Source organism: Photobacterium kagoshimensis (assembly GCF_050337045.1).
In the GTDB taxonomy this organism is placed as follows: Bacteria; Pseudomonadota; Gammaproteobacteria; order Enterobacterales; family Vibrionaceae; genus Photobacterium; species Photobacterium kagoshimensis.
In genome coordinates this window covers 334,260-350,923 of sequence record NZ_JAKJSO010000010.1, presented here as the reverse complement: position 1 = coordinate 350,923, position 16,664 = coordinate 334,260, and the positions used below count along the sequence as shown (strand labels likewise).

17 protein-coding genes and 1 pseudogene are annotated in these 16,664 nt (G+C 41.9%); 14 read left to right on the top strand and 4 right to left on the bottom strand.

Features of this window, described 5'->3' with window-relative positions; genetic code table 11:
* Nucleotides 1–2: 2 nt before the first annotated feature.
* Nucleotides 3–1,235 (bottom strand): carcinine hydrolase/isopenicillin-N N-acyltransferase family protein, encoded by a 1,233-nt coding sequence (locus tag L4C35_RS07220; RefSeq protein WP_428462244.1) that lies wholly within the window; start codon nucleotides 1,233–1,235, stop codon nucleotides 3–5.
* A gap of 72 nt (nucleotides 1,236–1,307) precedes the next feature.
* On the opposite strand from L4C35_RS07220, the gene L4C35_RS07215 reads away from it, so the two are divergent.
* The 5 genes from L4C35_RS07215 to L4C35_RS07195 all read left to right on the top strand — a co-directional run bounded on the left by L4C35_RS07215 (nucleotide 1,308) and on the right by L4C35_RS07195 (nucleotide 5,815).
* A complete protein-coding gene (locus tag L4C35_RS07215) occupies nucleotides 1,308–2,222 on the top strand; it encodes a LysR family transcriptional regulator (protein ID WP_428462243.1) in 915 nt (304 codons plus the stop codon).
* A gap of 104 nt (nucleotides 2,223–2,326) precedes the next feature.
* Nucleotides 2,327–2,740 (top strand): alternative ribosome rescue aminoacyl-tRNA hydrolase ArfB, encoded by a 414-nt coding sequence (gene arfB / locus L4C35_RS07210; RefSeq protein WP_428462242.1) that lies wholly within the window; start codon nucleotides 2,327–2,329, stop codon nucleotides 2,738–2,740.
* A gap of 197 nt (nucleotides 2,741–2,937) precedes the next feature.
* Nucleotides 2,938–3,909 carry a DUF4382 domain-containing protein gene (locus L4C35_RS07205; RefSeq protein WP_428462241.1) on the top strand — a complete coding sequence of 324 codons (972 nt, stop codon included), beginning with the start codon at nucleotides 2,938–2,940 and terminating at the stop codon, nucleotides 3,907–3,909.
* Between the two features lie 138 nt (nucleotides 3,910–4,047).
* The gene (locus L4C35_RS07200; RefSeq protein WP_428462240.1) at nucleotides 4,048–4,740 is read left to right on the top strand and encodes a DNA alkylation repair protein; all 693 of its coding nucleotides are present in this window, start codon (nucleotides 4,048–4,050) and stop codon (nucleotides 4,738–4,740) included.
* A gap of 268 nt (nucleotides 4,741–5,008) precedes the next feature.
* A complete protein-coding gene (locus tag L4C35_RS07195) occupies nucleotides 5,009–5,815 on the top strand; it encodes a DUF4349 domain-containing protein (protein ID WP_428462239.1) in 807 nt (268 codons plus the stop codon).
* Between the two features lie 62 nt (nucleotides 5,816–5,877).
* On the opposite strand, the gene L4C35_RS07190 is transcribed toward L4C35_RS07195, so the two are convergent.
* The gene (locus L4C35_RS07190; RefSeq protein WP_428462238.1) at nucleotides 5,878–6,573 is read right to left on the bottom strand and encodes a MaoC family dehydratase; all 696 of its coding nucleotides are present in this window, start codon (nucleotides 6,571–6,573) and stop codon (nucleotides 5,878–5,880) included.
* 441 nt (nucleotides 6,574–7,014) lie between these two features.
* On the opposite strand from L4C35_RS07190, the gene L4C35_RS07185 reads away from it, so the two are divergent.
* From L4C35_RS07185 to modC, 8 genes are all read left to right on the top strand, one after another.
* Entirely contained in the window at nucleotides 7,015–8,175 is a 1,161-nt protein-coding gene (locus tag L4C35_RS07185) for a serine hydrolase domain-containing protein (RefSeq protein ID WP_428462237.1), read from the top strand.
* A gap of 35 nt (nucleotides 8,176–8,210) precedes the next feature.
* Complete coding sequence (locus tag L4C35_RS07180; protein ID WP_428462236.1) at nucleotides 8,211–8,474, top strand: alternative ribosome-rescue factor A; 264 nt, start codon at nucleotides 8,211–8,213, stop codon at nucleotides 8,472–8,474.
* Nucleotides 8,475–8,522: 48 nt separating this feature from the next.
* Entirely contained in the window at nucleotides 8,523–9,524 is a 1,002-nt protein-coding gene (locus L4C35_RS07175) for a phosphotransferase (RefSeq protein WP_428462235.1), read from the top strand.
* Nucleotide 9,525: 1 nt separating this feature from the next.
* Complete coding sequence (locus tag L4C35_RS07170; protein WP_428462234.1) at nucleotides 9,526–10,488, top strand: 3'(2'),5'-bisphosphate nucleotidase CysQ family protein; 963 nt, start codon at nucleotides 9,526–9,528, stop codon at nucleotides 10,486–10,488.
* Between the two features lie 185 nt (nucleotides 10,489–10,673).
* Nucleotides 10,674–11,351 (top strand): CerR family C-terminal domain-containing protein, encoded by a 678-nt coding sequence (locus tag L4C35_RS07165; protein WP_428462233.1) that lies wholly within the window; start codon nucleotides 10,674–10,676, stop codon nucleotides 11,349–11,351.
* A 115-nt stretch (nucleotides 11,352–11,466) separates the two neighbouring features.
* A complete protein-coding gene (modA, locus tag L4C35_RS07160; RefSeq protein ID WP_428462343.1) occupies nucleotides 11,467–12,240 on the top strand; it encodes a molybdate ABC transporter substrate-binding protein in 774 nt (257 codons plus the stop codon).
* Nucleotides 12,230–12,922, top strand: a complete 693-nt coding sequence (modB, locus tag L4C35_RS07155; RefSeq protein ID WP_428462232.1) for a molybdate ABC transporter permease subunit — start codon at nucleotides 12,230–12,232, stop codon at nucleotides 12,920–12,922. Before modA ends, modB begins: the two co-directional genes overlap by 11 nt.
* On the top strand, nucleotides 12,916–13,998 hold the full coding sequence (gene modC, locus L4C35_RS07150; RefSeq protein ID WP_428462231.1) for a molybdenum ABC transporter ATP-binding protein ModC: 1,083 nt from the start codon (nucleotides 12,916–12,918) through the stop codon (nucleotides 13,996–13,998). Before modB ends, modC begins: the two co-directional genes overlap by 7 nt.
* A gap of 98 nt (nucleotides 13,999–14,096) precedes the next feature.
* On the opposite strand, the gene L4C35_RS07145 is transcribed toward modC, so the two are convergent.
* Entirely contained in the window at nucleotides 14,097–15,137 is a 1,041-nt protein-coding gene (locus L4C35_RS07145) for a hypothetical protein (protein WP_428462230.1), read from the bottom strand.
* A 424-nt stretch (nucleotides 15,138–15,561) separates the two neighbouring features.
* Between L4C35_RS07145 and L4C35_RS07140 the strand changes: the two genes are divergently transcribed.
* Entirely contained in the window at nucleotides 15,562–16,203 is a 642-nt protein-coding gene (locus tag L4C35_RS07140; RefSeq protein WP_428462229.1) for a CAP domain-containing protein, read from the top strand.
* Here the strand turns inward: L4C35_RS07140 and L4C35_RS07135 are convergent.
* Nucleotides 16,170–16,382: pseudogene (locus L4C35_RS07135) on the bottom strand (LssY C-terminal domain-containing protein); the annotation flags it as partial. The gene L4C35_RS07140 and the pseudogene L4C35_RS07135 sit on opposite strands and share 34 nt — an antisense overlap.
* Nucleotides 16,383–16,664 lie beyond the last annotated feature (282 nt).

Sequence of the window (16,664 nt, the reverse complement as noted above, 5' to 3'; positions counted from 1 at the left end):
TATTAAAAACATACTTTTTTATAATCAGTAAGATCAGGTCGATCAGGTGTCATGTATATACAGCCCTGAGGTACGTCCATCACAAAACTATAGATAGTACCAAAATCTTCGCCTCGTGCTGCGCGCATTAAAATAGGTTGGGTGCGAAGAATGGTTTTCATCGTTCCAGCCGTTCGTTCATCATGTGGCACAATACGGGTCAGTGTATTGGCAGTGTCTCTTCTTGCAATTGAGTATCCAAAGTGGCTATTGGCTTGCTGGTAGTCATCCCCCCATGCTCTTAGAATACTCTTGCGTGAGCTTGTACGGTGGTTGGTATGTGTTACCGCCCCATTGACCGGTAGAACGGTTACTTTCAGCGGCTTTTTTAGCATGTTGTATGCTGCCGCGTTACCTTCCGTATCAGCCATTGTGTAGTTAAACGGTGATTCTCCTCTAACGCTATCGAGCATTTTTATGGCATCAGGCACATTTTTGGCCCGTTTAACCACACTAGCAATAATGATTGGTTGAGGTAAGCCATTTGCGCCATCAGCAAGGCTATCCGAGACTAGTGTGTTAACAACCATTCCAATATGCCTGCTTTGTGCTCGCCATGCGCCATTATATGAGCCTTCAAACAGTAAGTTGTCAGATACAATGAGTTCACCTGTACCACCATAAATGGAGGCAAAATCTTCATTACCGCCAACAATACCGTTGCTCCACGCTGCTGTTGTACAACCCCCCCTACCTTTGAACATTTCTGAGAATATTTTATTCTTAAGTTCACCATTGTGGTTCCAAGCATAAATGAGCTTAGGTTGCATGCTCTCAACCCATGCTGCATCTGCATAAAAGCTAACCCATAGGTCTTCAATATCTACTGTCAGTAATTCAGCTAAACGAACAACATAAGCATGCATTTCAGGATCAAAACCTTTTAGTACAGGTAATTGATTGGCAGCTTTTTCTTTGAAGGTTGTAAAATCACTAATCGTTTTCTGCATTGATGCTAGCTCTGCATTCACTGTTGCGGTTATGTACTCTTTAGTGAACGAAGAAACCATTTTATCAGCGTAATCTTTATCAAATACATTTCCTGCGAGCTTTCTGACAACGACTTCGTTATACAGTGCGCTACGTGATTCCCCAAACATAGGACCGTTGATATTTTCTTTTGCTTGTGCAGATGGCATGTAAGATGCAGAAAGAAGAGCGCTGCAAATTACGGAAGTAAGAAAAAACTTATTCATGTGAATGCACCATTATTATCAGGTTTACCTGTAGAATAAGTGAAGATTACGGATTAAACTAAGCTAGTAACTATGCAGAAAGTGGATAATGAAATGCTAACACCTGTTCAATTACGTGCATTTTTAGCTGTTGTAGATAGTGGTTCTATGAACAAGGCAGCGAAACTATTGAAGTGTTCTCAGTCAACAATTAGCCGCTTGATTGACCAAATGGAAGACCAGACTGGTATCGTTTTATTTAAGCGCAGCTTTTCATCAAAACGAATTCAACTAACGGCTCAGGGCGAGACAGTTTTGCAGCGTAGCCGGCATACAGTTAAGACGTTTGATGACTTAAATACATTCTGTCTTGGGCTAAGCATGGGTGTCGAAACTGAAATGCGCGTTGCTTTGCCACCAATATTTACGCAAGAAGATATGCAGTACTTTATTCGAGCGTTGGTGAATACTTTTCCTACAACTCGGTTTTCTTTATTGGAACCATCATTGTTTCAAATTCACGATAAAGTACAGGCAGGCGAGGTTGACTTTGCAGTTAATGTCTTTATTGCAGCGAAAGAAGAAGGGATTAGCTCGATAGGATTAGGCAGCATTGAAGCATGTTTTGTATCACATGTTGATCACCCATTAGCAAAAATGGATAGAGTTAGTTTTGCAGATTTAGAGATGGGATGTCAGGTTACATATCTCATGCCGGAGCCCCCATCATTAAAAACAGAATTGAATTTCTCAAATACAATATTGGAAGTAGAAACGACAGAGCAGATGTTGTTACTGACCAGTTGTCGGCTTGGTTATGCCCTCATTCCTAAAATCTTTCTTGAGAAGGCAGAACAACAATATGATTTAGTACGGTTAAATACAGATTTAGATCAACGATTAATATTTCCTATACATGCTACTTTTTTAGAAGTTAACCACAATAGGCCTATTAATCGTTGGATTTGTGACTATCTTCATCAACAGTTATTAAAAGGGGGAAATTAGATATTGTTGGTTGCGTGGAAAGAAAGAAGGTCACCTAACGCGAATTTTGATTCTTAACCACTTATAATGCACATGTACTATTTCGTTTTCTAAATGGCTTTTTAATGCTAACAATCTCTAATACTGTTCAACTGGCTGATTGGGAAATTGAACTGACGGCTATTCGTGCACAAGGTGCAGGTGGCCAGAATGTCAATAAAGTCTCTAGCGCCATTCATCTTCGCTTTGATATTAATCGCTCAACACTCCCTGATTTTTATAAAGAACGTTTGTTGAAATTGTCTGATAGCCGGATCACCAAAGAAGGGGTGGTTATCATCAAAGCCCAGCAATTCCGCACCCAAGATATGAACAAAGAAGATGCGCTTAATCGTTTAAAAGAGCTGATTTTATCTGCCACTGTGGTGCAAAAAAGTCGTCGAGCCACGAAGCCGACGCGTAACTCACAAAAGCGCCGTATGGATAAAAAAAATCAACGTGGGCAAACCAAATCGTTGCGAGGAAAAGTGAGTTTTTAATCACATTTATTCTTTTGCTTGCGGGCGTTATTTAATCATGGCTGTCTGCTTTTACTAACCTTGATGTATTTTTTTTTATGTTAGTGTTCATCCTTTTGTGAGTTTTATGTCAGGAATGATGCCTTTTAGATACAGCTACTATGCTTTGATTATGGGTGTATTAAGCTATATAGATTGATCGTTATCAGGTAAATCTCATGAATAAAATGCTTATTGTTAGTGCTTTAGGTTTAGCACTTTCTGGTTGTGGCGGTTCAGACTCTAATACAAATAATGAAGGTACTTTTTCACTGGCCTTCTCAGATGCTCCAGTAGATGGCTTAAATAAAGTTTGCGTGGCCTTTGATAAAATTACGGTAAAGCATAGTAACGGTTCTGAATCGGCATGGACGACGACATCATTCGCTGCTGATCAAAGTTCACAGGGATGTATCCCGAATGGACTAGAAATTCCGAAAGATGCTAATGGCGATCCGCTGTTTATGGTGATTGATCTATTGGATTACCAAGGTGCGAATGCACTGCAAGTTTTGAGTGATGAAAAGCTAGAGGCTGGGCAATATAGCCAAATGCGCTTATCTGTGTTGTCTACATGGAATGATAGCTCTGGTGTGTATACGGATGGAACACCGTATTCACATGTAGAAGAAATTGTGACAGGTAATAAACTCGATATTCGCGTGCCAAGTGGTGAGCTTAAGCTCGATGGTTTTGATGTAACCGCAAATGCCACACAAGCGTATACACTTGAGTTCGATTTACGAAAAAGCATGGTTTCTAATGCCCACGGTTATCAGTTAAAACCCCGTGGTTTACGTTTAGTGAAAAATGAGAATGTAGCTACGCTTCAAGGAACGGTTGCGGAAGGTTCGTGTGTTTCAGAGGGTAATCTAAATAAGGCGTATGCTTATATTTATCTACCACGAACAGATGATAACTACGGGGATCTTGGCTCATCGACTGAACCTTATACATCGGCAAAAGTTGATTCAAGTACAGGAAAATACAGTGTCGGTTTCCTACCATTAGGGCGCTACGACGTTGCGCTAGCGTGTGATGGTGCAGCTGATGACCCAGTTCAAGCTGGCGATGCCATTAACCTGATGAGCCCTGTGGTTAAAGATCAGAACCTGACAGAAACCGGTTTAACCGTGGATCTTCAATATTAATTAAGTCAGCTATAGATGAATAACTGAAGCCAGCTTTATAATGAAGCTGGCTTTTTTACTGGTTTTAATTCTTTCCAATGTGGTTCGAACCCATTTAGAATAGCGTCATAAAAACGATATTAAGTAGAAAGAAAGTCCATGTCTCTAATGATCCCTATGGTCATTTTCATGCAGCAGCGCTTAGTGGAAGTGTCGAATAAAGATGATGCTATCGCTATGCAAGCATACATGAAAATCCAGCAACCGTTTTATGGTGTAAAAAGTCCCGCCCGAAAAGAAGTGTTTAAACAAGCCAGAGCACATACACTTGTTGATGATTTTACCAACTATCGTCGACTCGTGCTTTGGTTATGGTCTGGTACGCATCGCGAAGAATTATACCTGGCAATGGATGTTGCTGAATATTATAAAAAATTTCGCACGAAAGAAGCCTTTGAAGTCTATGAAGAGATGCTAGCAACGGCGGATAATTGGGATACTGTGGATAAGCTTGCTTCCAATTTAATCGGCGAGCTAGTGAAAGATCATCGCGAGTTTGAAGCTAAGCTGAGAACGTGGCGAGTAAGCGAGAATATGTGGTTGCGTCGAGCGTCTTTACTCGCACATCTCAAACACAAAGGTGATACGAACTTATCCTTGCTTGAAGAAACGATTTTGATGTTAGCGCATGAAAAAGAGTTTTTTATTCAAAAGGCGATAGGGTGGGTATTGCGTGAGTATTCAAAAACGGATCCTAGCTACGTGAATCTTTTCATCCATAGGCACCGCTCGAAATTGGCACCATTAAGCCAACGAGAAGCAATGAAGATAGTTATTAAAACTACTTGCTAGCTTATGCTATAAGCTGATTTTGATGAAAGTAATCAACATTAGGCCCTCGCTAAGTATAAATTGATTCAATGCTTAATCTAATGATAGGTTAGAAGAATAGATTCGTCGTGAGTGCGAATCTATCTTTCAGGTTGTTTACGTGCTATTATTAATTGTACATTGTTCAATATATTTCTTTGACCAATTCGAATTTTTAAATTGATAACGACAGAATGTATGTATTTGCTAAGTAATCAATGCACTATTTAGCTATAAGGGAGTGATAAAGATGAAGAAATTAATGTGGATGTTATTCAGTATTTCACTGCTAAGTTTGATGGGGTGTGGTGATGATAGCCAGCCATACCAGTCAACGACGCCTCAAGTATATAGCCAACAAGGTGACGGTACAGATGATTCAACACTTGCTTATTACCATAGTGTCTCCGTTGAGCTCCAAAGGGAGGATGTTGAACCACGTTATCAAGATTTATTGGATAAATGCCAACAAGTGACCGAGTATCAATGCACACTGACAAGTAGTTACTTAAATACAGATCGCTATATACAAGCCAATGTTGAAGTCAAAATTTTACCTACTGCCGTAAATGACTTTTTGGCACTCGCTTCCTTAGAGGGTGAAACTAAAAACCTTTCGACAACGAGTGAAGATTTAACAGGGGCGATTGTAGATAGTGAACAACGTTTAGCGATGTTGATGGGCTATAAAAAAGAATTGCTCGACCTAAAAAAGATCTCAGGGCAAGATGTGAGTGCACTAGTTCAAATAGCGAGCGAACTTGCACAAGTTCAGTCACAGATAGAAACGGCGCAAGGTGAGCAGGCAAAGTTAAAGCAGCGGGTTAATTTAGATGTTGTGTCGGTTAGCTTATATTCGTATGAGCCGCCATCATTTATGACTCCGATAAAAGATGCGGGCAGCGATTTTATTACTAATTTATCGGAAAGTATTGGCCAAGCGATTACAGCTATTGCCTATCTACTACCTTGGCTACCTATTCTCGCCATTTTTGTCTATGTATTGCGTAAAGCTTGGTTCTTTGCACGTCGCGTAAAGCAGAAAGAAAATAGCTAAGGGTGATAAAACGACAAAGCCGAGATAATATCTCGGCTTATTAGTTTGGTGTTACTCTGTGCTTAGAAGTAAAGGCGGATCACTGATTCTGCAACACAGCCTGGGCGGCGACAACCTTCAATCTCAACTTTGATTTCTTGAACAATCTCAAGACCACGCTTGATTGGTGTAACAGACTGAATAGATGTGCGAGCACGTACGCGAACACCCGCTTTTACTGGGTATGGGAAGCGAACTTTATTTAAGCCAAAGTTAACTGTCATTTTTGCTGATGGGAATGTTTGCTTAGCTGGATCAACACTGTCAGTTAGAACCGAGAGTAAAGACAGCGTTAAAAAACCATGTGCGATAGTTGTTTTAAACGGTGACTCTTCAGCGGCGCGTTCAGGGTCGGTATGGATCCATTGGTGATCTTCAGTAACGGCTGCAAATTGGTTAATGCGGTCTTGATCTACCACAAGCCAATCACCGACGTGAATTTCTTCACCTAAGTTAGCTTCGATCTCTTCTTTTACACGTTGAGCTTCTTCAGACAACTCAATCGGCGCAGGTTGCTTGATTTCCGGTTCTGGCGCAATAGCATCATTAGATGCGGCGATTTTTTGGTCACGGCCCCAAGCGACAAGTTGACTATTGTTCGCTTTATCTAAGAACTCGCTCCAATAATCGCGAATAGATGGAGATAGCCAGTCTTTAAGTTCAAACGGATTGTGCGCTAGAGCTTCACGCTTTTGCTTAAGAAAATCGACTACTTTCATGAATATGAACCTTGTTAGAAATCATGTCACCTCGACAGAGCCAGATATTATAATGGCTTACAGGCAGTATCAGAAAACATTTTGTGCGTTAGATCTCATTTAAAAACTCATCGGATGAGTGATAATCTTTTAATTTCAGTGTGATAGGTAATGTTAAATATTTGACTAAAATTTATGGGTATTATTGATCTACTCAATTTATAGCCATTTTCAGCGTACACTTGTGAGTTGAATAAAGCACTGTTCACTAAATGCATAGTAGAACTTCTTAGCAACATTAGCCATAAAAACTGTGGTCAAATTGGTACTTTCTTGCCTTAACTCTATCCTCTATTTTAGTCAGAGCGGCTGGGTTTCATTATTAAGACAGTTAAAGCCTCGGCAAAAATTGATTAACACCTAAACTTTCTACTGCACATTGAGTCGTTGTAGGAGTGTGTGGTGAAAAGCTTAAATCCTGTTCGTTTTAGGATCATTTCACTATTGATTATGCTGGTGTCTAGTCAGGCGACTAGCGCGCCGAAAGATGAAATAGTCTATGCGCTTGATGATTGGGTTAAGCAAGCCATCGCCACGTCGATTCCAGGAGCGTCTTTGGCCGTTGTGGTGAATGGACAAATACGGCTTTTACGCGGTTATGGTGTGGCAAAGGCTGGTACTAAGCAGCGTGTAACATCATCAACTCGCTTTCCGTTAGCATCCATATCCAAAACTTTTGCATCGGCAGCGACGTCGCTGCTTGTTGATAAACAATTAATTGATTGGGATACCCATGTTGTGCCCTACTTAGAGCACATAGAATTTAGCGATCCCCAGCAGGGAAGTGCCGTTACGTTACGCCATTTGTTATCTCATACATCAGGGCTGGTACCACAGGCGTATTCTGATCTGCTTGAAGATAACGTTAGCTATACCCGTATAGTTCAGATGATAAAACGCATTAATTTTGTCTGTGAACCAGGAGATTGTTATGGCTATCAGAATATAATTTATAATTTATCGGCAGAGATGGTCGCGCATGCCGCAGGGCAAGATTATCCTACTTTTGTGAAAGAGCAGCTGTTTATTCCGCTTGAAATGGATCATGCAACCTTTGGTATTGATGGTTTTACTAGCCATGAAGATCGGGTTGCTCCACATGTGAAAACAAAATCTGGGTGTGCCGCCGTTAAACCGCAAGAAGCTTATTACCAAGTACCCGCAGCTGCGGGGGTGAATGCGAGTGCACAAGATCTCGCCAAGTGGATGCTAGCGCAGTTTGGTCATCAACCAGCAGTGCTTAATCCCGCTCTGCTTTCAATTATGCATAAGCCTCATATTCGGGCAAATCAGATGCGCTACAAAGCCAAACTTAGCAATGTCTATTATGGTCTAGGCTGGCGAACCTTTGATTATCAAGGCCTTTCTGGTTTTATTCACCATGGTGGCTGGGTAAAAGGCATCCGAACAGAAATGCTTTTTAATACCGTGACCCAGACGGGGGTGGTTTTTCTTATTAACTGTGAACAAAACAATGTTGCTCGCGGCATGGTGTTAGAGTTTTTAAAATTGTATAAAAAATATATGGTGGATAAGGTACAATTGGACCAATCTGAGTCTTAATCTCAGATGTAATTGTTTATAAAGAGGTCATTTAGATGGTATCTAAAAAGCGCAAAGCGAAGCAGCAATCGCCTAATAATCAATGTGTTGAAGTAGCTAACTTAGTAACACAGGTAAGTCATACAGCAACAGATTTAGGGCGTGGAGTTATTCAAGATAACGCTTTAAAAGCAGCAGTCACAAGCAAATTATTTACGACTCGTGTAGTGAGAGCGAAAAAAGGCAAAGGAAGCTTTAGTCGGAAAAATAAATTTAAAGGCCGAGAGCCTTATTCAATGATATACGCACTTGCTGCGTAAGCTTATTGAATAAGGCTCTTTTTCTTTTTTGTTCATTTATTCATTATCATGTCTATTTCTCAGCAACTCCTATCTTCTGTCGCTCAATTTTCGCGGGCATCGAGTGTTTCACATACTCAAATTATTCAAACGCTATGGGGGGGCTATGGCACGCTATTTCGGGCTTATCTAAATGGCGCTGAAATACCTTCTGTGGTGGTTAAGTATATTGAGTTACCTCAACCTAAGAGTCACCCTAAAGGTTGGAATACCGTGACCTCGCATCAGCGTAAATTAGATTCGTATCAGGTAGAAGTGAATTGGTATCAATCCTTTGCCAATAAAAGCCATAACGGGTGCTTTGTTCCACACTGTGTATATGTCGAACGATTAGATAATGCAATTTTGTTGATTTTAGATGACCTAACCCCTGCGGGTTATAGTGAGGTTGTGATCTCCGCGCGACAAGAACACGTTGAGGCTTGCTTGTCGTGGCTCGCTTTCTTTCATGCTCAACACCTTCATCCGGTTCATTCAAGCTCCACTCAATATTCAGCGCTTTGGTCATCGGGAACGTATTGGCATTTGGCGACGCGACCAGACGAACTGAATGCACTGCAAGACCAACGACTGAAACAAGCCGCCAGCTTGATAGATCAAACGTTAAATGATGCTCAGTATCAGACGCTTGTTCACGGTGACGCTAAACTGGCTAATTTTTGCTTTACCCCCGAAGGCACTAAAGCAGCAGCGGTGGATTTCCAATATGTAGGGCAAGGCTGCGGCATGAAAGATGTCATTTTGTTGCTAAGCAGTGTTCTCGATTTTACAAAAGCAGAGGTTCAAGCTCCGACCTACTTAGATTACTATTTCGCGCAATTATCCAAAGCTCTCGCAGCGCTTCAGCCACATCTTAACGCGCAAAGCGTAGAACAAGAATGGCGTGATTTATATCCTGTGGCATGGGCTGATTTTCAACGTTTTGTCAAAGGTTGGAGCCCTGCGCATTGGAAAATCAATGATTATACCGAAGCATTGACAGTGCAGGCCTTAGATCAATTGGGAGCTTAACGTGCGGTTAAATAGTGCGGATTTAGAACAACTCTTACAGCTCGCAACGAAGGCGGCACTTGCTGCTGGTGACTACATTACACAGTTTGATCGCACGCAGCTTGAAGTAGATAGTAAGTGTGCGGGTTCGAGTTTGAGTGCTCAAGTGGTGACGCAAGTTGATCTCGATAGCCAAGCCTTGATTCTGTCTGTACTCGCGCCAAGTATTGAACGCTATCAACTGGGCGCCTTGAGTGAAGAGAATGCAGATGACACACAGGTAGAGGCACAAGACAGATTTCAGCGGGAATACTTTTGGTGCATAGACCCGCTTGATGGAACATTACCTTTTATCGAAGGTCGGTCAGGTTATGCCGTCTCTATTGCATTGGTGTCTAAGTCAGGAAAGCCTGTGGTTGGTGTTGTTTTAAACCCTCCTTCGGGGGATTTATATCAAGCGATTAACGATGGCGGTAACAGCAAAGTGGTTAAAAATGGCCAGCCTTGGTTGCCTCTATCATCTGACTCCTTACCTGAACAAGAAGGCAAAACATCCCCAACCTCCTCTGAGGTTTTCACACTCTTTATTGATCGCAGTTTTAGTAAAGACCCACGTTATCAATCCTTACTTGAAACTTTAGGAACGCAGCTAAAATCTAACAGTACCGATCACATCAATGTTATTAACACGTCAGGTGCGGTGATGAATGCAATCGGTGTTCTTGAAGCAGCACCTGCAGCCTATATTAAGTTACCTAAACCTCAAAAGGGGGGCGGTAGCCTTTGGGATTTCAGCGCGACAGCCGCTATCTTTGAAGCGTTAAAACAGTTAGGCGCACCAGTAGCAGTATCTAATATTCTCGGTGCGCCGCTTGATTTAAACCGTCAAGATTCTTCTTACATGAATCATGAGGGAGTGATTTTTAGTGTGAATTTATCTCCTCAGACTTTTATTATGAGGCTATCGGTAAGTCAAATGGTCTGAGCTTTTGTTATACATTGCTTTAGCTTGCACTATAGTTGTCATTAAGCGCTACGGATATTGAGTGATATTAGTAACTTATCATTCCTTGTACGATGGCGGAGTATTATATGAAGGCATAGCCTCTAGTCAGGAGGGGTAATGTGGACGAGAGGGCTTCAATTTCGAGTCAACGGACCAAGAATAGATTGCAGAGCAAAACTGATGCGACTCGATTAACCTTGATTCGAGCGGGCATTAGCGTGTTTAGCCGTAAAGGATATGATGGTGCGAGTAATCGCTTATTGGCTAAAAAAGCAGGGGTTAATCTTGCTTTAATCAGCTATCACTTTGGCGGTAAGCGTGGGTTATATTTTGCGGTAATACGTCATGTCAGCCATAAACTCGCAGTACGGTTTGCCCCTGCTATTAAGCAATTAGAGCAAGATTTCTCTCACCTTGAACAAATCGACACGATTGAGAAGCAGCGCCGTGCTTGCCTTCATATGATAAAAGCACTGTTGAATGCAAACCTTGAACTACTGCTTAATCGACAAACCGCATCGTGGGCGATGTTGGTTTACCGTGAACAACAGCTACCGAGCAAGGCTTTTTCTCTACTTTATAATGAATCTTTAGCGGGCATACTCGGTGCGCTCGAAAAGCCGATAGCTTTTGTTATACAGCGCCATCAATCTGATCCTGAGGTCAAGTTACTTGCTTTGAGTTTACTTGCACAGGTACAGCTAGTTCGCTCAGCAAGACATATGTTGCTACAGCATATGGCCTGGAAAACACTGTCTGAATCAGAAGTTATGCAATTGAAAAACCACCTCTTTAACCAGGTCGATACACTCCTTTCCTTGCATAGACTTGCACCTCATTAAAGCCCCCTTTTGAGTCATACCTTATTTGTTTAGATTATGTTGTACTAACAAAGAGCTAGCTTTCGATGTATACTTTGGTATATATCGCTTAAAAATGATGGGTTTGACTAGAATGATGAAGAAAAATATTGCTTGGTTAGTTTGTGGTGTGGGTTTGGTCGCTAGCCAATACACGTACGCTGCTGAGACAGTTACTGTTTTTGCTGCGTCATCGTTGACGAATGCAGTTACTGAACTGTCGGATCGTTATCAAGAGAAAAATGGCGTTGATAGTCGTTTATCTTTTGCTTCTTCATCGGCGTTAGCGCGTCAGATTTCTCAGGGAGCACCTGCTGATATTTACATTTCAGCGAATGTTAAATGGATGGACTACCTGCAATCGCTGCAAGTTATCGAAAATGATAGCCGTAAACCGTTGCTGGAAAATAGCTTGGTTATGGTTGCTCCTTTGTCTTACCCCAATGATACTGTGACGCCATCGGCGTCTTGGGATGTTGCTGCTACTCTTATGGATACGCGAATGGCTGTGGGGGATCCTAACCATGTGCCAGCTGGACGTTATGCTCAGCAGGCGCTAGAGAACCTCGGCGTGTGGGAAGCAGCCAAACCTCATTTAGCGCGAGCGAATAATGTCCGCTCGGCTTTGGTACTGGTTGAGCGTGGTGAATCGAACCTTGGCATTGTCTATAAAACGGATGCGAAAATTTCGAAAAAAGTGAAAATTGTGGCGGAATTTCCGGATAGCAGTCATGCGCCTATCCGCTATCCAATGGCGATTGTGAAAAATAAAGCAACGCCAGTAGTACAGAATTATTATATGTTTTTGCAATCGGAAGAAGCCAAAGCAGTGTTTGAAAAGTATGGTTTTGAGGTCGTAAGTGCTAACTGAGTACGAAGTTCAGGCGCTATTGCTGAGTTTAAAAATATCGGGAGTGGCAGTGCTTTTCAGTCTGCCATTGGGCATTTTATGTGCGTGGTTACTCGCGCGTTGTCAATTTATTGGTAAATCAATATTAGATGGCTTAGTCCATTTGCCTTTGGTGTTACCACCGGTTGTTATCGGTTATTTGCTTTTAGTTGCTATGGGGCGGCAAGGGCTGATTGGTCGTTGGCTTTATGAGTGGTTTGGTATCTCATTCAGCTTTAGCTGGCAGGGAGCCGCTTTAGCTGTGTCTGTCGTTGCATTCCCTTTGATGGTTCGCTCGATACGTTTGTCACTCGAAAGTGTTGATAACAAGCTTGAGCAAGCTGCGAGAACGTTGGGGGCAAGCCCGCTGCGGGTATTTATGACCATTACGCTACCACTCACTCTTCCAGGTATTTTAACGGGGACTATTTTAGCGTTTGCAAGAGCGCTGGGCGAGTTTGGTGCCACAATCACTTTTGTATCAAATATACCGGGTGAGACCCAAACAATCCCATTAGCGATGTATTCGTTTATTGAAACGCCAGGGGCAGAGAACCAAGCTGCGCGATTGTGCGTTATTGCCATTGTTATAGCGTTATCCTCATTGCTTGCGTCTGAATGGTTGTCACGAGCAGCACGTAAACGTTTGGAGGCGCCATGCTAACCATCAAAATGTCACAGCAATTAGGTGACTTAGCGCTGGATGTGGATGTGTCGCTACCCATGCAAGGGATCACAGCGATTTTTGGTCGTTCAGGAGCAGGTAAAACGTCTTTTATAAATTTATTGAGTGGCTTGACCCTTCCTGATGCTGGGAATATTACGCTTGGGGAGCATGTTTTATTTGATAGCACGACTAAAACCATCGTACCACCTGAACGCCGTGGTATTGGTTATGTGTTTCAAGATGCACGCTTGTTCCCTCATTATCGGGTAAAAGGCAATTTACTCTATGGTTGCCCACAAAAAGATGAGGCACACTTTAATGATGTTGTCCGTTTGCTTGGTATTGAAGCCTTATTAAACCGTTTTCCTGCCTCATTATCGGGTGGCGAAAAGCAACGGGTCGCCATTGGCCGTGCTTTGTTAACTAAGCCTAAAATGCTGTTGATGGATGAGCCATTAGCATCGTTAGATGTGCCGCGAAAGCAAGAGTTGTTACCGTATTTAGAGCGCTTAGCGAAAGAGATTAGTATTCCGATTATTTATGTGACTCACAGTTTGGATGAAATTTTACGTTTAGCTGATCACATGGTGATGCTACATCAAGGTAAAGTCGTTGCTTCTGGACATGTAAATAGTGTGTGGGGCTCGCCAGAGATGCGCCCTTGGTTACCTGCAAAAGAGCAAAGTTCATTATTAAGCGCACGGGTTAACTTTGATCACCCAGATTATGCGTTGACCCAAGTGATGTTGAGCCAAGATGACTTTTTATGGGTTAATAAATTAGAGAAAATGCGTGGTGAATGGATTCGAGTACGTATTTATTCGAATGATGTTTCACTGACCCGAGAACAACCTAAACAAACTAGTATCCGTAACATATTGCGGGCACGTATAGATAAAATTCAACGGGATACAGCTAACGAGCGTGTTGAAGTACGGCTTCGTATTGGTGAGACACAGTTGTGGGCCAATATTACCTTATGGGCAGCAGATGAGCTTGAACTTCGAGTTGGAGATTCAGTTTATGCGCAAGTGAAAGGGGTAAATGTAACCCGAGATGATCTGGTTGCTTAGTCTTTTAGGGCGTTGGATATTGATTGGAGAGGTGAGGGAGTGATTCCTCATCTCTCATTAATTCGGTTTTAAACTGGCTTACAGCCGCAGACAAAGTATTAAAGTCGAGGGTAGTTTTGCTGTTTTAGCTTAGTAATAACTAATGCTATATCTTGCTGGATCAGCGTGTGTATTAATGTATTCCTATCTTCTAAATTAATCCCCCAATTCCCTTCATACTTATATTTTTCTAACAGTGATAATGCGATTTCTCGGATTGCTTTGTCTGGATGATAACTCGCATATTCCAACACCATCCAAGGCCCTGTTTTGAGTGCCAAGGCATATAAAATATCGCTGTTTTCATAAATAACCCAATCAATATTTGTGGTGTTGGCAAGCGTGGGAGAGCCGATTTTTTGAATTGGGTGAATATGTTGATTGAAAAAGCGTTTAGCTGCTTGGATGCCGAGTAGGTCGGGCATAGCTTGGTCACATACCCACTGTGTTAATGTTGCTATACCTTCGTAATAGCAATTTTTTAATACTGTATTGAGTGACCATTGTTGGGTGTATTCATCGCTAGGATCGAATTGCCCCCAATTGGTAGCAGCAGTGTCAGTAAGACATTCAGATGTTGTGTGGTGCATTTGGTTGCTAGTTTGACGTGCAATAACAAAATGAATCAGCTGATTAAGCCATACCGAATAGAGGTTTTGCTGGATCGGGTTTAAGCGCTGCACTTGGTACCGTTGGCAAACGGCATTCAAAAGTAAATGTGAAGAAAGCGATAAGCTAACTTCATTGTCTTGATTGAGATGACTTTTTAAAAAGGCTAAACGCTGTGGAATATCTTGGCTCAGATCATTGCTGATCCCAATCTTAAAGACTGTGTCGTTATCAATGAGTTCCGGCGCAATAGCTTGTGTGGTGTTAAGCGCAGCACGAAAATCAAGTTCGACAATATTGGTGAGGCAATAATCATCATCAGAAAAACAGTGTTGAGGTAACTGATGGCGCAATGCTTTTAGTTCATTTAGCAAATATTTCCGAGTCATCGGAGAGTGGCACCGAATATCAATGGACGGTGATGTCGCAGATGATTGATGAGACACCACTGATGATTGATGATTATTTTGAATTGAAGATGTGTCGAACATGATCACTCTCCTGCATATTATTATCGCATAGTTGTAGCATAGCCGACTTTTTGGACGTTTAGGTCGGCAAATATAGATTTCTTATTTGCAACAATGCGTTAGTGCATTTTAATTACTCGTGTAATTGCACATTTGTATCAAATGTTAGTCTCTAATGCCTAAAAATTAATGTTTTACAGTGTATCTATATGATTGTAATGAATTATAGCCTGGTTGATGTGTTTTTTGTTTGTCAGTGTTATGTCAAATAACAACAGAGTTAGCGTCTAAATATTGCATCGTCAGCATGACCATTTATAGTGATTCGCACAAAAGATAGACAGCTTTTCACCATTAATGAGTCGAAACCTTGCTGATTTAGTAGTCGTAATTACTATGTATTGGCTGATTAGTGGTTAAATTCATTATTATATTGGATGTACCCATGCGAATATTTTCATTGTTATTACTTACCGTGTTTTTTGTTTCTGGTTGTGGCGGCTCAGGTGGTTCATCTGATAATAGCGGCAGTTCAAATAGCGGTAATTCCGGCCAAGTAGGTGGCGGAGACAATGGTGGAGGTTTCGGCGGTGGGTCGGGTGACAATGGTGAAGGTAGCGGTGGTGGTTCAGTAACTCCAGATCCAAACCCAAATCCAGACCCAGAGGGGACTTTCGCTGATCAAATGCTAACCGCAGTAAACGCAGCACGTGCTGTTGGGCGTAATTGTGGTTCAACCTTTTATCCTGCGGCTGCACCACTAACTTGGGATGCCAAGTTGCAATCAGCGGCGCAGGTACATTCAACCAATATGGCGAATTACAACTTCTTTAGCCATACAGGGTTAGACGGAAAAAGTGCGAGCAACCGTGTCACCGACCAAGGCTATGCATGGCGTTCAGTGGCTGAAAATATAGCGGCCGGTCAAAAAGATATTGATACTGTGATGACTACTTGGCTAAACAGCCCTGGTCACTGTAAAAACATTATGGGTAGTAACTACACGCAAATGGGAGCGGCTTATGATATGAACTCAGGCTCTCAATACAATATTTACTGGACGCAAGTGTTCGCCACGCCACAGTAAGCGTGAATGATGGCAACCTGCCCATCACTAAAATAGTGGTTATTTTTAGAGAAAGCCTGCGGTATCAGCAGGCTTTCTTTTGTTACAAGCCAACCTGCTTCCATACTATTCTTTGCTAAACGGTCGCGTTCTTCATCAACGTCTGGATCGATGGCATGAAGAATCGTAATGATCCCTTTATAATGAGTAAATCAATCAAACGAAGTGTTTCAGCCTCAGTGCCTTTTAAACTTCAAGATTTGACTTTTTATCTTTATTGAAAGGAATGTCATTAATTATATTGAATTTAACGATGATACGTACGCTTATAATCCTATCCGCTACTTACCAATGAATGAAGCTGAATTTAAGCATTCATTTAGAGGCGCGCTTGAAAATAAAGGCATATCACAATCGGGCAGCTTGTATATGGTTTTATTCTTGGTGGGGTATTGTATATGAGCCCTGATGAAAGTGATGAG

What these genes read in the sequence shown, in the direction of transcription:
- modA (WP_428462343.1), top strand. Translation starts at nt 11,467, where the DNA reads ATGAAGAAAAATATTGCTTGGTTAGTTTGTGGTGTGGGTTTGGTCGCT.
- L4C35_RS07220 (WP_428462244.1), bottom strand. Translation starts at nt 1,235, where the DNA reads ATGAATAAGTTTTTTCTTACTTCCGTAATTTGCAGCGCTCTTCTTTCT.
- L4C35_RS07145 (WP_428462230.1), bottom strand. Translation starts at nt 15,137, where the DNA reads ATGTTCGACACATCTTCAATTCAAAATAATCATCAATCATCAGTGGTG.
- L4C35_RS07215 (WP_428462243.1), top strand. Translation starts at nt 1,308, where the DNA reads ATGCAGAAAGTGGATAATGAAATGCTAACACCTGTTCAATTACGTGCA.
- L4C35_RS07205 (WP_428462241.1), top strand. Translation starts at nt 2,938, where the DNA reads ATGAATAAAATGCTTATTGTTAGTGCTTTAGGTTTAGCACTTTCTGGT.
- arfB (WP_428462242.1), top strand. Translation starts at nt 2,327, where the DNA reads ATGCTAACAATCTCTAATACTGTTCAACTGGCTGATTGGGAAATTGAA.
- L4C35_RS07195 (WP_428462239.1), top strand. Translation starts at nt 5,009, where the DNA reads ATGAAGAAATTAATGTGGATGTTATTCAGTATTTCACTGCTAAGTTTG.
- L4C35_RS07140 (WP_428462229.1), top strand. Translation starts at nt 15,562, where the DNA reads ATGCGAATATTTTCATTGTTATTACTTACCGTGTTTTTTGTTTCTGGT.
- L4C35_RS07200 (WP_428462240.1), top strand. Translation starts at nt 4,048, where the DNA reads ATGTCTCTAATGATCCCTATGGTCATTTTCATGCAGCAGCGCTTAGTG.
- L4C35_RS07180 (WP_428462236.1), top strand. Translation starts at nt 8,211, where the DNA reads ATGGTATCTAAAAAGCGCAAAGCGAAGCAGCAATCGCCTAATAATCAA.
- L4C35_RS07175 (WP_428462235.1), top strand. Translation starts at nt 8,523, where the DNA reads ATGTCTATTTCTCAGCAACTCCTATCTTCTGTCGCTCAATTTTCGCGG.
- modC (WP_428462231.1), top strand. Translation starts at nt 12,916, where the DNA reads ATGCTAACCATCAAAATGTCACAGCAATTAGGTGACTTAGCGCTGGAT.
- L4C35_RS07190 (WP_428462238.1), bottom strand. Translation starts at nt 6,573, where the DNA reads ATGAAAGTAGTCGATTTTCTTAAGCAAAAGCGTGAAGCTCTAGCGCAC.